The following is a 14,692-nucleotide window of genomic DNA, read 5'->3' as shown; positions in this document are numbered from 1 at the left end:
TTTATATCATCTTGATTTAATTAAAATATTGATGTAATTCCATTTTCTAAAAAATAAATTTTTGAAATGGTAGAATCAAAATCAAATTTAGTGCAGGGAAAAACTGGCTTGTGGGAAGTTGTAATCGGCTTGGAAGTTCACGCACAGATAAAATCTAACACAAAATTATTCTCATCTTCGGCCGCAGAATTTGGAGCTGAGCCAAACACGAATGTTTCTTTTATTGATGCTGCAATGCCTGGAATGCTGCCAGTTCTAAACCCTTATTGCGTTCAGCAAGCTATTAAAACTGGCCTTGCGATTAAGGCAAATATTAATAATCTCAGCATTTTTGATAGAAAAAATTATTTCTATGCGGATCTTCCACAAGGCTATCAAATCAGCCAGTTTAGAAAGCCTATCGTCTCTGAAGGTGTTATTGCGATTGAAATGCCTTATGGCCGCAAAAATATTAGAGTTGAAAGAATCCACATTGAGCAAGATGCTGGAAAATCTATCCACGATCAATCCCCAACTGAAAGTTTTATTGATCTCAACCGCTCTGGCGTTGGGCTGATGGAAATTGTTACCTACCCTGATTTACGCTCGGCAGAGGAAGCTGGGGAATATATAAAAAATCTGCGTCAAATCCTTAGATATGTTGGCTCTTGCGATGGTGATATGGAGAAAGGCTCGCTTCGCTGTGATGCCAATGTTTCCGTTCGTAAATATGGGGAAGAAAAATTCGGCACAAGAAATGAAATTAAAAATTTGAACTCAATTCGTTTTATAATTCAAGCGATAAATTTTGAAGTGCAAAGGCAAATTGACCTCATCGAAAGTGGTGGAATTGTTGAGCAAGCAACAAGGCTGTTTGATACAAACACTGGCTCAACAAGAGTGATGCGAACTAAAGAAGATGCTCACGATTACAGATATTTCCCTGATCCGGATTTATACCCACTCCAAATTGCAAATGATGATATTGAACGGATAAAGCAAACCCTGCCAGAGCTTCCGGAAGAAAAATGCGATAGATATATTTCAAAATTAGGGCTTAGCGATTATGATGCAGGGGTTTTAACCGCCGAAAAAGAAATCGCAGAATATTTTGATGATTTATATAATAGAACGCAAGATGCAAAGCTTTCAGTTTCTTGGCTAACTGCGGAATTATTCGGTAGGCTTAATAAATTGGGGCTTGATATTTCCAACTCACCAGTAAACTCTGAAAACTTAGCGGAGCTTGTGAACCTTATCAAAGATGGCACAATTTCAGGCAAAATTGCAAAAGATGTTCTTGATGAAATGATTTCTTCTAAGAAAAAACCGCAACAAATCGTTGAAGAAAAAGGCTTAAAGCAAGTTAGTGATAGCGGTGCGATTGAAAGAGCGATTGATGAAGTAATCTCTAAATTTCCTAATGAAGTTGCAGAATACAAATCAGGTAAGGATAAATTATTCGGTTTTTTAGTTGGGCAGGTTATGAAGCTAACCGCTGGCAAAGCCAACCCCAAAGCCGTTAATGATTTACTAAAAGATAAATTGAAATAATTATGGCTATTTTACCTTTAGTTATTGCACCAGACCCACGCTTGAAAAAAATTTCTGAGGAAGTTAAGCCTGAAGAAATCAACGATGAATTACGCGTCTTTCTTGAGGATATGCTTGAAACCATGTATAAACATTATGGTCTGGGGCTTGCTGCCGTGCAGGTCGGCGTTCATAAAAGAATTATCGCGATGGATATTGCACAAGGTTCGCTTAGATATGATGGCACTCATAACCCTGATGCATCGCCAGATCCAATATTCCTTATCAATCCAGAAATTATTTTTTCATCTGAAGAAAAATTCGTTTTTGAAGAAGGTTGCCTTTCCTTCCCAACGCAATTTGCAGAAGTTGAAAGACCAAAAAAAGTAATCGTAAAATATTTAGATTCTTTCGGTAAAGAGAGAACACAAGAGTTTGAGGGCCTCGCTTCAGTATGCATTCAACACGAAATTGACCATCTTAACGGCATAGTTTTCGTGGATTACATCTCAAAAATGAAAAGAGATATGATTGTTAAAAAGGTTGAAAAAGTTAAGAAAACTATGAAGGTTTAGTATAATTCACAATGCAACAAACTGATTTACATAGCGACGCTAATCAGAAAAAAATGTTCATCAAAACTTATGGTTGTCAGATGAATTTTTATGACTCTGAAAAAATGGGCGGAACAATGGGCAATCACGGCTTCCAGCTTGAAAAAGAAATCTCTGATGAATGCGATTTAATTGTTCTTAATACTTGTCATATTCGTGAAAAAGCCTCAGAGAAAATGTATTCTGACCTCGGCCGAATTAAAAAATTTAAGGATAAACGCAAAGCTGAAGGCAAGCCAACAATCGTTGCCGTGGCTGGTTGTGTGGCACAAGCGGAAGGCTCGGAAATAAAATCCCGCGCACCTTATGTTGATATAGTTGTTGGCCCTCAAAGCTATCAACGCCTGCCAATGCTTGTAAAAAACGCTGAGGCAGGTGCAAAAGGCAATGTTGAGCTTGATTTTTCAACGATTGACAAATTTGATTTTCTTCTTGAGGAAATTGAAAATGAAAAAGCCCCGAAAGATATTCACGATGTAAAATCCTCAGCTTTCTTAACAATTCAAGAGGGTTGTGATAAATTCTGCACCTTCTGCGTTGTGCCATATACTCGTGGTGCTGAGGTTTCGCGTGATGTGAATCAAATTTATCGTGAAGCGTTGTTACTGGCAGAAAGAGGCACTTTGGAGCTTAATCTGCTTGGGCAAAATGTGAATGCATATCATGGAAAAGCCCCTGATAATTCAACTTGGTCGCTTGCAAAACTTATTGAGAAACTCTCAAATATTCCGCAAATCCAGAGAATCCGCTACACTACATCGCACCCAAGAGACATGGAAGATGATTTGATTAATGCACATCGCGATTTTCCAAAGCTGATGCCGTTTGTGCATTTGCCAATTCAAAGTGGTTCGGATAAAATTTTGAAAGCGATGAATCGCAAGCATACAGCTGATGATTACCGCAGAATAATTGATAAATTTAGAAATGTTCGCCCAGATATTGAATTTTCTTCTGACTTCATAATCGGCTTCCCCGGTGAAACTGAGGAGGATTTTAGAGATACTCTTAAACTTATAAATGATGTAAATTTTACCCTTTCATATTCATTTATATATAGCGCAAGGCCGGGAACACCGGGTGCGAATCTGGAAGATGCAACCCCAGCTTCAGTTAAAAAAGAACGCTTAAATGAACTTCAAGCCCTTATTGATAAACAAATGTTTGAAAGGCTTGCCGATAAAGTTGACAGAAAAATGAAGGTTTTATTCACTCGCAAAGGTAAGTTTGAAAATCATTTGGTTGGCTTTACTGAATATTATCAGCCAGTAATCATTGAAAACCACCCAGAATTTATGAATAAGATTGTTGAAGTGGAAATCAAAGAAGCGAAGGAAAGAGCCTTAGTTGGGGTTGCTATATCTAAATGAATATCAAACAAAAAATCGCAGATGAGTTTTCAAAATATGCAGAAAGCTACAATCAAAATGCTATTTTGCAGAAAAAAGTCGCTGAAAATTTAGCAAATTTAATTAAGGCTGAATTATCTCAAAACTCAAAAATTCTTGATATAGGCTCTGGCACTGGCTTTATTGCTGAGTTTCTAGGGGAATTTAATATTATCCAGTCAGATTTTTCTTTTGAAATGTGCAATATTAATAAAAAATTTGGAAAATCTATCGTGGCAGATTTTGATGCCCTGCCCTTTCAAAAAAATTCTTTTGATTTTGTAACTTCATCTTTAGCTTTGCAATGGTCGTTGGATATTGAAAAAACCTTCGTAGAAATTCAAAAAATTATTATTCAAAATGGCGTTTTTGTTTTCTCAATTTTTGGACAGAAAACCCTTCAAGAGCTTAAATTTTGCAGTGAAAAATTAGATATAAAAAGCAATAATAATTTCCACTCTTTAGAAAAAATTATTTCCGCTTTAGAAAAAAATAATTTTGAAATAATTTCAAGTAAAATTGAAAATAATATTATAGAATATAAAAGTTTGCTTGCGATGCTAAACTCTATGAAATCAATAGGTGCAGGGGTTAATTTAGATGAAAGTAAAAAAAGCCTAACTAAATCACAGATTAAAAATATTGAGAAAATTTATATAGAAAATTATTCAAATAAATTCCCCACCACTTGGGAAATTTATTATATAATAGCGAAGAAAATATTATAAAAAATAATGAAGATTTTTATTACATCTACTGGCACGAATATCGGCAAAACTTATATTTCCTGCCTGTTAATTGATTATATAAAAAATATAAAACAACAAAAAATCCATGCAATAAAGCCAATTATAAGCGGCTTCAAATTTGAGGAAACCCCCAATGATTTATATAATTTATGCAATTCTTTAGGGCTAAAATATTCAAAAAATAACCTAAAAAAAATCACTCGTTACTTTTTTGAAAAACCCCTTTCACCAGATATGGCTGCGAGAATTTCAAATATTGAAGAAGCAAAAATTGATGAAATTATTAAATTTATCCAAAAAATTGAAGCAGAAGAAAAAAATGATTATTTAATTATTGAAGGCGCAGGCGGGGCTTTTGTGCCTATAAATAAAACTGAAAACACCTCTGACTTAATTGCAAAAACCGCAGAAAAAATTGTGCTTGTGGTAGGCAGTTATCTTGGCTCTCTAAGCCATACAATCTCTTGCGTTCACGCGATGAAAACACTAAATATTCAGCCAGATTTAATAATTATTTCTCAAAATTTAGATGCAAAAAATGAGCTTTTTATTAAGGAATCCGAAACCATAAAATCGCTAGAAAATTTTATAGATATTCCTATTATTTCAGTTGGAAAAAATAAAAAATTTTCTCAAAAAAATCAAAAAATCATTGATGAATATATACTATGAATGAACCTTCAAATGATAATCAAATAGATTATTCAAAAATTCATTATGCAGGCTTTAGCATTAGGTTTTTGGCTCAAATTATTGATTCAATTTTCATAATGATTTTATTTATTCCGCTGGGATATTTTCTACCAAATGCAAAAAATGATATGCCACCTGAAATTGTTGAGGCTTATGAAATGCATTCTCAAAACCAGATTTCTGATGAAGAACTTACAAACATTGCCGCACCTTATCTGATAAATGATTTTCTGCCAAATTTACTAACTTATTTTATAATTCAATTAGCAATTGTTGGCGTAATTTTTATTATTCTTTGGAAATATAAAAGCACCAGCCCCGGCAAAGGCTTGCTTAACCTCAAAATTATTGATGCAACTAGCTTAAAACCACTCTCAACAATGCAATCAATATTAAGATTTTTTGGGTATTTTATTTCAATAATTCCCTTTATGTTTGGTTTTACAATGATAATGTTCACCAAGAAAAAGCAAGGCCTTCACGATAAAATCGCAAACTCAATAGTGGTTTACAACAAGGCTTACAGCGAAGATTGGGAGAAGAAAAAATTTAAGTATCAAACTTATTTTTTCCTCACCACACTAATTTTACTTATAATAATTATAACAACTAGGTAATTTAACTAATTACAAACAACATAGTGCAAATACTCTTGTGTTTTAGATGAAATATAATTTCTATTTTCAGATTTATCAGATTTAAAGCGATTGTATTCTTTAACAAAATACCCATACTTACCTCGTAAGCTCATAATCTCTTTTATATCATTAAAATTCATTAACCCTTCGTTATTGTAACTAAGAAATATATATTTCGCCTTAGATTTAATTATTGTTTCTTTGAAGGTGTCTATTACTTTAGATCTAGAGCAATAGTTAGATTTTTGATTATGGTATTCTCTCAGTCCAGTTTTTCCTTTAATTTTAGGTGCGTCATACTTGGATATAGTTTCTAAAATATGGTAATTTGTAGCATATTGGCGATGATTGTATGGGGGATCTAAATAAAAAATATCGCCACTTACTCTTTCTAATATTCTATTAATATCATCATTAAAAACATTGTGCTGTTTATCATTTATAATTATTTCTGCTGGCTTCAAAATAAAATCTTTTTGTGCTGATTTTTTTAGATTTTTAAGAAAAGCTCCATAAACAGAAGCCGTGTTTGCGTGTTTATCAACAGACTCTATAAGGCTAGCTATTAAAAAAAAATATTCATTTTCTAATAATAACCCTTTTTCTTTCCAAAATTCAATTTTTTGACGGATTGCATCGCATCTCATCCCATTTAAATCAGAAAAATATTGCCTAGGAGAGTTACTATTTATAGTTCCGCCCAAACAATAATTATCATAGATAAACCCCTTTACTCCGTTTAGTTTTGACAAATAACTACATACAAAATATTTTCTATAAGGTATCTTTATGTCTTTTAGTTGATTAATTTCCCCAGATAATTTAATAAATTCTAATTCACCTACGTTAGAAATGTAATGCTTATTTAAGACATAGCTGTAATATTGAATATCATTTGCAATTATTTTATAACCTCTTTTTTTAAAATAGCTACCCACTATTCCTGTTCCTGCAAATAAATCACAAAATACAGCACAATTATCATCAACCACTTTATTTATTGATTCTTCTAAGAAGCCCAAAAGTGATAATTTGCTACCTATATAGTTCATATATCAGTTATATAATAAAATTATAAAACAACTTACTTTATAGCTCACCTCGCCTTGATTCTTATGCTTAAAAGAAAAATTTATTTCAATAGGGTTGCTTAAATCGGTTTTATTAATTATTTCTCTAATTTTTTCTATAGAAACATCTTCGTCTAAATAAACAACTAATAATCTTGGATCACTCCCAAATCTTCCCTCATCTTGATATTGATAAAGATATTTTGCAACTAGGGCGGGTTCTTGGATGGCTTTTTCCCTCCAATTATCTCCGTAGTGTTTTTTGAATTCATTTGTTGGACTTTTTGCTACTTTTTGGTCGTAAGAAAAACCATTTATGAAATAATCAACTCCTCGTCTATGGTTAAGAGTAGGAAGTATATTTTCATTCTTCTCAAAAATTAAAGTTTCTATAAAGTCATTTCTTACTGTGTTAATTTCTTTTATTCTTCTATACTGAACGGCTGCTAACTTTACTTTTTCATCTTTATATTGACCAAGCTCTTCTCCCCTATTAACCCTCTGAACAAATTCATCAAATGCACCCTGTGAAAAAGGCCATTGAATTTTACCAAGATTTAAATTATTCCACTCCTCAATTAGTAAAACCATCGCATCATTCGCTACCTTTCCACTTTTATATTTGTTAGTAGTTTTAAATATTTCTCTAATTATTTTTTTACTGACTTCATAATCCCAATTGTCAACAATTAATTTCCAAATTTCATTTGACTCATCTAATATTAAATTGCCTGAGTTTTTTCCCTTAGAAATATTTTTAAATTTTATATCTTTTATTGGCCTAATATCGTTAAACATTAAAAGATATTTCTCTGCATTTTCTTTTTTACCTATAATTTTCTTTGCTAAAGGTTCAGATAAATTTGATTTTATATATTCCATATTGCCCTTTCAAAATAAAAAAGTATTTTCAACCAATAATTCTAAAAAATTGATAAGTTACTTTTTACAAAAAGCAATACTAAATTAGGTTAACCCTATGATCCCAAGATATACTAGAAAAATAATGGCTGATATTTGGCAGCCGGAAAATCGCCTTAAAATCTGGCGAGATATTGAGGTTTTTGCCTGTGAAGCAATGGCTGAGCTTGGTGTTATTCCAAAAAAATCAGCGGAAAATATCAGTAAAAATTCTCCTACAAAGTTTAGCCAAGAAGATATTAATAAAATCGATGAAATTGAGCAAGTTACAAAGCACGATGTTATCGCATTCCTGACGCATTTAGCCAGTTTTATCGGTGATGATTCCCGCTTTGTGCATCAAGGAATGACCTCAAGTGATGTGCTTGATACTTGCCTAAGCGTTCAGTTAAAGCAAGCAGGCCTGCTACTTTTAGAGGATTTAGAAAAAGTTTTGGTGGCACTAAAAGAAAAATCTTTTGAGCATAAATACACTATAACTATTGGCAGAAGCCACGGAATCCACGCAGAGCCTGTAACTTTCGGCCTCAAAATGGCTGGCTTTTACGCTGAGTTTGAGCGAAATAAAAACCGCTTAAAATCTGCAATTACTGATATTTCAACCTGTGCGATTTCTGGTGCGGTTGGAACATTTGCCAATATTAATCCATTCGTTGAGGAATATGTTGCGAAAAAATTAGGGCTTCAGCCTGAACCCATCTCAACGCAAGTAATTCCAAGAGATAGGCACGCAGAATTTTTTGTAACACTTGCGGTTATCGCAAGTTCAATAGAGCGTTTTGCTGTTGAAATCCGCCACTTGCAACGCACTGAAGTTTTAGAAGCGGAAGAATTTTTCTCAAAAGGCCAAAAAGGCTCATCAGCGATGCCACATAAAAGAAACCCTGTTCTGAGTGAGAATATAACAGGTCTTGCAAGGCTTGTGCGAGGTTATGCAATCCCTGCTTTAGAGAATGTTGCGTTATGGCACGAGAGGGATATTTCCCACTCATCAGTTGAAAGGATGATCGCCCCAGATGCTTGCGTTACCTTAGATTTCGCACTTGCAAGGTTGGAAGGCTTGATAAAAAATCTTGTTGTATATCCAGATAATATGCAAAAAAATATGGATAGGCTTGGTGGTTTGCATAATTCTCAAAGGGTTCTTCTCGCACTAACTCAAAAAGGGTTTTTGCGTGAAGATGCTTACGCAATCGTGCAAAGAAACGCTATGAAGGTTTGGCAAGAAGGTAAGGTTTTCCTTGAGGAATTGAAATCAGACGCTGAAATAAAATCCAAAATGTCTGAGCAAGAATTAGAAGATTGCTTTGATGATACCTACCATGTAAAAAATGTTGATTATATTTTCAAACGCGTTTTCGGAGAGTAGAAATGATCTCATTTTATCAATTAAGTTCAAGCCCGATAGAGCAAGCCTTGCCAGTGTTGTTAGAAAAAATTTTAAGCACTGGCAATCGTGCGGTTTTACTCTGCAAAAACAAAGATTTACTAAAAGAACTTGATAAATCACTTTGGGCAGTTGGTGGCACAAGATTTTTACCGCACGGCACTGAAGATGAGGATTTTAAGGCAGAGCAACCAATCTATTTAACTTCCGCAAATGATAACCCAAATGGTGCAAAGTTTTTGGTTAATATTGGTATTTTAGATGATGATTTTTACCAAAATTTTGAGAGAACTTTAGTAATTTTCAACCAAGCAGATAAACAAGAAACCGACAATGCAAGAAAACTCTGGAAAGCCCTAAAATCAAACGAAAACCTTATACTAAAATTCTTCAAACAGAATGAAAAAGGCAGCTGGGAGGAGAGTTAGGGCGGTTTTGGAATTAAAATTTACCAAAGTTATTTTAATATAAACTAACTCAAAAATTTATCACCCCGCATTTATTGCTGGGCGAAAGTTGAGGTGTTTCTACCCCTTAGTTTCGGTAGGTATAGATTTAAGCTCAATAGCCAACAATTGTTACCCCGCATTTATTGCGGGTATTTATAGGGGTTAAGCATAAAGCAACTCGCTGGAATTATTCAACCTTTTCTATTCATACCCACGAAAGCGGGTATCCAGTGTATTTTATGGATTCCCGCTGGAGTTTACCCCGTGCTTAACACGGGGCGGGAATGAAGTCTTATATTACTAACAATCTCTTTAACCCCCGCAATACTGAAGGCAGATGTTACTGCCTGAAGCGGGGGTGATATTATAGAAGAAAAACAGCAGATAATTTAATAAAATCTATACTTACCTATAAATACCAAAAAATATACTTAGTGAACATAATTATTTTTTTACTTTAACTATCTTTAAGTGGGAATTTTTATTTTATAGCCTGTTTTCTTTCTTCCTGCTTCACCAATATTAATAGCTTCTATTGCTTCCCTTTCAATTAATTCCTGTATTGCTTCTTCTCTTTCTCTCCTATTGTCAAAATGCTTGCCGAAATTCTGTAACATTTTTGTTTTATCAACTAACCCGCCTTGTTTTTCAATCCAATTTAACAACTTAGCAACTTTATTTTCAAATCTGCTCTTTTCCTCTTGTTCCGCCTCATTTTTCTGAATGGTTATTTTATTATTTACCTTATTGTTATGAAGCACTTTAATTGGCTTTCTAATGATGTTTTTAGGGTCTATGGTTTCAATGTAAAAAACATTATCTTGAAATTTTCTATACTTAATTAAATCAATATTTTTGTTAATGTGCTGAATTGCAGAAAAATCAAACTTATTAAACTCCCTTGAAATACATATAAGCCTTGATTGAGCAAAATTTATATAATTTGCCTTTTCTTCTCCAAGTTTATGTTTTACTAAATCTCTAAAATCTGATTGATGATCAAAAAGCCAATCTAGGTAATATAAACCTTGTGTAATAACATTAGCATCTGAATTTTTTTTATACTCAATAACTACAGGGCAGTTGTTAGCATCAAGCCCTAATGTATCTATTCTTCCGCCGTGATGATATCCAGTGCTGAATTCAGTTTCAAGAAAATATATATTAAGCAAGCTTTCCAAATTACTCTCAAATATTTTTTGAATTGATTTTTCATTTCCTGAAAAATCTTCCTTTATTTCAAGAGTTTTGTCATTAATGAATTTGAAAAGTTTAACATCAAGCATATCTCACACCAACAATCCTGCGGGATTCTCAATATATTTTTTGAAGGATTGGAGGAATTCTGCACCAACTGCACCATCAACCGAGCGGTGATCTACGGAAAGTGTAACGCTCATAATATTTGCAGTTTTGATTTGGCCGTTTTTCACAACTGGTTTTTCCTCAGATGCGCCAACCGCTAAAATGCAAGATTGTGGCGGGTTTATAATCGCTGAGAAAGTTTTAATTCCATACATTCCAAGATTTGAAATTGAAAAACCACCGCCTTGGAATTCTTCAGGTTTAAGCTTGTTTTCACGAGCTTTCTTCGCAAGTGTTTTCATTTCGTTTGAAATTGCAATTACAGATTTTTGATCCGCATTGAAGATGATTGGCGTAATCAAACCGCCATCGGTCGCCACCGCAACCGAAATATCAACATTATTATATTGCACAATTGCGTCATCATACCAGCTTGAATTTGCCGCTGGAACATCCCTGAGGGCAAGGGCTGAAGCCTTGATAACCAAATCATTTACGGAGATTTTGTAGAGCGGTTTGCCATCTTCTGAAACTGGTGCTAAGTCATTAATTTGGCGACGAGTTTCAAGCAGATTATCAACATCCAAATCAATCGTTAGGTAAAAATGCGGAACTTGTTGTTTAGATTCAAGAAGCCTTCTGGCAATAACTTGGCGGATATTTGAATTTGGAAAACTCTCAAACGCTACTGGATTTCTGCGGATAACATTAGAACCGCCACCATTTGCAAGGAAATCTTCAACATCACCCTTAACCACCCTGCCCTTTGGCCCTGTTCCCTTCACTGAAGATAAATCAACACCGCTATTTTGTGCCACTTTTTTAGCTAGGGGGCTAGCTTTAGTATTGGTTGATGGTTGATGGTTAATAGTTGATGGTGCAATTTGTGGGGCAATTCTTGGGGCGGCAGTAATCTGCGGAGCGATGCTCGGAGCTTTACTAACGCTTGCACTGATACTAGAATTCTGGTTAGCGACTTCTTCCTTCTTAGGGGCTTCTGGTTGCTTGATTTGGTAAGCATCAAGAGCTTTTTTATCTTCGCCATCTTCCAAAATTAATGCGATTACTTGATTCACTTTCACTTGGTTTGTGCCTTGCTGAATGATGATTTTTCCAAGAATTCCCTCATCTACAGCCTCAACTTCCATTGTAGCTTTATCTGTTTCAATTTCAGCAATTACATCACCAGCTTTTATTTTATCACCCTCTTTTTTCGTCCATTTAGCAAGGTTACCTTCTGTCATTGTTGGCGAAAGTGCTGGCATTAATATTTCTTTAGGCATAATTTTAGTTTGTTAGAGTTCAGTTTTAAGTTTAACTTAAACAAGATTTTTTACAAAAAAACAAGATTATTAGTTTTTTTGGAATACCCAGCCTAAATTTCCCCCTTTATTTTTCGCAAAAAACCCTTATAAATGGCTTTTTATATATCATTAAGGAAATTATATGGGTTCAGATACTCAGTTAGAAAGTGGAGGAATAAGAATTAGTTTTCAAACAATTACTAATGCTAGATCTGCTAATTCTAAAGACTCGCTAACCGCTGAGCAAAGAATTTCATTTAATAAAAATGTTATTTCCAGAGTTGCAGGTGCATTTTTTAATAGAACTCATTGTAAAGTTATTGCCTTAAATTTAGCAAAAACTTTCAATAGTTCTGAATCGGAAGATTTAACTGAAAAATCTATGCTAGAAGTCGTAGATTCTAAACTCAATATAGGCCATATAAAAATTGGTGATTCAGGAAAAATTTACAATATAACTGATGAAGATAAAAAAATGATTAGAGAATTCTTTACAAAACAATTCAATTTTGCTTTAGAAACCTCAAAAATTTCAAGATGAATTTAATAAAAGATAATTCACAAACTAGGAAATAAATATGACTAAGACAAACATAAAACCATCAACTATTAACCATCAACCATCAACCATGGAATCAAAGGAGCAATTAAAAATCGTAATTGTAGGACATGTTGATCACGGAAAATCTACGCTTATCGGGCGTTTATTTTATGACACTGATTCCCTACCAGAAGGGAAAGTTGAGCAAATTAAAGCCTCTTGCGTTCGTCGTGGAATGCCGTTTGAATATAGCTTTTTGCTTGATGCCCTGCAAGCTGAGAGGGATCAAGGCATTACCATTGATACAACACAATTATGGTTCAAAACTGAAAAGCGAAATTATGTTATTATTGATGCGCCGGGGCATAAGGAATTCCTAAAAAATATGGTGTCTGGGGCGGCAAATTCTGAGGCTGCAATTCTAGTAATTGATGCAAAAGAAGGCGTGAAAGAGCAATCTCGCCGTCATGGCTATTTGCTATCTCTGCTTGGTGTTTCTCAAATTGCAGTGGCAGTAAATAAAATGGATTTAGTTAATTATTCTGAAGAAAAATTCCGTGAGATTGAAAAACAATACACAGAATATTTGGCAGAAATTGGCGTTACTCCAACCTTTATAATTCCAATTTCTGGCCGTGAGGGGGATAATATCACAAGCAAATCCTCAAATATGGCTTGGTATAAAGGCCCTTCAATTATGCAGGCGTTAGATGGCTTTGCACCTAAGCCTAGCCTTGAAAATCTCTCACTTCGCTTGCCTGTGCAAGATGTTTATAAGTTTGATGAAAGACGCATTATCGCTGGTAGAATTGAGGCTGGCTCTCTAAAAGTAGGCGATGAAATAGTTTTCTCGCCTTCAAATCGCAAAGTAAAAATAAACTCTATTGAAACTTGGCCACCGGCTAAAACGCCTGTTACTCAAGCTTTTGCAGGGCAATCAGTCGGCATAACTTTATCTGAACAAATTTTCGCAGAACGCGGGCAAGTTGTTAGCCATCTTGAAAACGCACCAATTTTAACCAATATTTTTAGAGGTAAAATTTTCTGGCTAGGTGATGAGCCAATCAAGGAAGGCAAAAAATATTTAATCAAAATAAATACCTCTGAATATCAGGCGGAAGTTAAGGCAATAGAAAGAGTTGTTGATACTGAAGATTTAAGTTTCACTGGCAAAAAAGATGAAGTGCAGAAAAATTCCGTTGCGGAAGTAGTATTTAGAATTCGTGGTCTTGCTTGCGTTGATGAATTCGCAAACAACGCTAAAACTGGCAGATTTGTTATTGTTGAGAATTATCGCACAATAGGCGGTGGTATAATTGATTTGAAGGGATTTTCGGATCAACGCACTAAATCTCAACCAAAATCAGATAATCTTTATCCAGTTGAATCTCGCATTGATCCAACTCGCAGGGCGATTGCGAATGGCCATAAGGGAGGCGTGCTTTGGTTTAGCGGACTTTCAGGCTCAGGTAAAACAACTATTGCACTTGCTTTACAGCAGAAACTTTTTGAAAAAGGCTATCAGGTTTTCGTGTTAGATGGTGATAATATTCGTGGCGGTTTAAGTGCGGATTTAGATTTCTCTAAGGAAGGCAGAAGCGAGAATATCCGCCGAGTTGGTGAAGTTGCAGCACTTTTTGCTCAAGCGGGCGTTATAGTTATCACGGCGTTTATTTCACCTTACAAAGAGGATAGAGACAAAGCCCGTGTTGCAGCTGGTGATTCCTATCATTCAATCTACATCAAAGCTGATGTAGAAACCTGCAAACAGAGAGATCCTAAAGGTTTATATAAAAAGGCGATTGCTGGAGAAATCAAGAATTTTACTGGGATTAATGATAAATTTGATGTTCCTGAAAATGCTGATGTTGTGATTGATACCGCTAAAAATTCTGTTGATGAATCAGTCGCAAAATTAATGGAATATATTGATGCAAACCTCGTTAAACCTATTGATGAAGAATATAGCCGTGCAAAAATTGGCGAGGGGATTTAGTTATATCTTAGTTTTAGGTATTGTTAGGTAAAGGTAGATTTTAATTAATTTCTGTAGTTTTTTCTCTTTAGTATCACCCCAGCTTCAGGCAGTAACATCTGCCTTCAGTATTGCGGGGTCAACCA

At 34.6% G+C, this 14,692-nt stretch carries 14 protein-coding genes; 10 read left to right on the top strand and 4 right to left on the bottom strand.

Features of this window, described 5'->3' with window-relative positions:
- Positions 1 to 66: 66 nt before the first annotated feature.
- The 6 genes from gatB to SFT90_00680 are packed head-to-tail and all read left to right on the top strand — an operon-like array spanning position 67 to position 5,573.
- On the top strand, positions 67 to 1,533 hold the full coding sequence (gene gatB / locus SFT90_00705; GenBank protein ID MDX1949004.1) for an Asp-tRNA(Asn)/Glu-tRNA(Gln) amidotransferase subunit GatB: 1,467 nt from the start codon (positions 67 to 69) through the stop codon (positions 1,531 to 1,533).
- Positions 1,534 to 1,535: 2 nt separating this feature from the next.
- Positions 1,536 to 2,087, top strand: a complete 552-nt coding sequence (gene def / locus SFT90_00700; GenBank protein ID MDX1949003.1) for a peptide deformylase — start codon at positions 1,536 to 1,538, stop codon at positions 2,085 to 2,087.
- Positions 2,088 to 2,098: 11 nt separating this feature from the next.
- A complete protein-coding gene (gene miaB / locus SFT90_00695; GenBank protein ID MDX1949002.1) occupies positions 2,099 to 3,496 on the top strand; it encodes a tRNA (N6-isopentenyl adenosine(37)-C2)-methylthiotransferase MiaB in 1,398 nt (465 codons plus the stop codon).
- Positions 3,493 to 4,242 carry a methyltransferase domain-containing protein gene (locus SFT90_00690; GenBank protein MDX1949001.1) on the top strand — a complete coding sequence of 250 codons (750 nt, stop codon included), beginning with the start codon at positions 3,493 to 3,495 and terminating at the stop codon, positions 4,240 to 4,242. Before miaB ends, SFT90_00690 begins: the two co-directional genes overlap by 4 nt.
- Positions 4,243 to 4,248: 6 nt before the next feature.
- On the top strand, positions 4,249 to 4,935 hold the full coding sequence (gene bioD, locus SFT90_00685; protein ID MDX1949000.1) for a dethiobiotin synthase: 687 nt from the start codon (positions 4,249 to 4,251) through the stop codon (positions 4,933 to 4,935).
- Complete coding sequence (locus tag SFT90_00680) at positions 4,932 to 5,573, top strand: RDD family protein (GenBank protein MDX1948999.1); 642 nt, start codon at positions 4,932 to 4,934, stop codon at positions 5,571 to 5,573. Before bioD ends, SFT90_00680 begins: the two co-directional genes overlap by 4 nt.
- 5 nt (positions 5,574 to 5,578) lie before the next feature.
- Here the strand turns inward: SFT90_00680 and SFT90_00675 are convergent, their stop codons facing one another.
- Together SFT90_00675 and SFT90_00670 are read right to left on the bottom strand one after the other, a co-directional pair.
- Positions 5,579 to 6,646 carry a DNA adenine methylase gene (locus SFT90_00675; GenBank protein ID MDX1948998.1) on the bottom strand — a complete coding sequence of 356 codons (1,068 nt, stop codon included), beginning with the start codon at positions 6,644 to 6,646 and terminating at the stop codon, positions 5,579 to 5,581.
- Positions 6,647 to 6,649: 3 nt separating this feature from the next.
- Positions 6,650 to 7,546 carry a hypothetical protein gene (locus SFT90_00670; protein ID MDX1948997.1) on the bottom strand — a complete coding sequence of 299 codons (897 nt, stop codon included), beginning with the start codon at positions 7,544 to 7,546 and terminating at the stop codon, positions 6,650 to 6,652.
- 97 nt (positions 7,547 to 7,643) lie between these two features.
- On the opposite strand from SFT90_00670, the gene purB reads away from it, so the two are divergent.
- Entirely contained in the window at positions 7,644 to 8,954 is a 1,311-nt protein-coding gene (gene purB / locus SFT90_00665) for an adenylosuccinate lyase (protein MDX1948996.1), read from the top strand.
- Between the two features lie 2 nt (positions 8,955 to 8,956).
- Entirely contained in the window at positions 8,957 to 9,400 is a 444-nt protein-coding gene (locus tag SFT90_00660; protein ID MDX1948995.1) for a DNA polymerase III subunit chi, read from the top strand.
- Positions 9,401 to 9,888: 488 nt separating this feature from the next.
- On the opposite strand, the gene SFT90_00655 is transcribed toward SFT90_00660, so the two are convergent.
- Positions 9,889 to 10,707: a hypothetical protein gene (locus tag SFT90_00655; GenBank protein MDX1948994.1), complete on the bottom strand. Its 819-nt coding sequence runs from the start codon at positions 10,705 to 10,707 to the stop codon at positions 9,889 to 9,891.
- A 3-nt stretch (positions 10,708 to 10,710) separates the two neighbouring features.
- Positions 10,711 to 12,009 (bottom strand): pyruvate dehydrogenase complex dihydrolipoamide acetyltransferase, encoded by a 1,299-nt coding sequence (locus SFT90_00650; protein MDX1948993.1) that lies wholly within the window; start codon positions 12,007 to 12,009, stop codon positions 10,711 to 10,713.
- A 163-nt stretch (positions 12,010 to 12,172) separates the two neighbouring features.
- On the opposite strand from SFT90_00650, the gene SFT90_00645 reads away from it, so the two are divergent.
- Positions 12,173 to 12,571, top strand: coding sequence for a hypothetical protein (locus SFT90_00645; GenBank protein ID MDX1948992.1), 399 nt, complete (start codon positions 12,173 to 12,175; stop codon positions 12,569 to 12,571).
- A 37-nt stretch (positions 12,572 to 12,608) separates the two neighbouring features.
- Complete coding sequence (cysC, locus tag SFT90_00640) at positions 12,609 to 14,567, top strand: adenylyl-sulfate kinase (protein MDX1948991.1); 1,959 nt, start codon at positions 12,609 to 12,611, stop codon at positions 14,565 to 14,567.
- Positions 14,568 to 14,692 lie beyond the last annotated feature (125 nt).

The sequence above is a fragment of the Rickettsiales bacterium genome (genome assembly GCA_033762595.1).
Classification (GTDB): domain Bacteria; phylum Pseudomonadota; class Alphaproteobacteria; order Rickettsiales; family UBA8987; genus JANPLD01.
The sequence above is the reverse complement of the archived record's forward strand: the minus strand, read 5'-3'. Positions and strand labels throughout refer to the sequence as shown.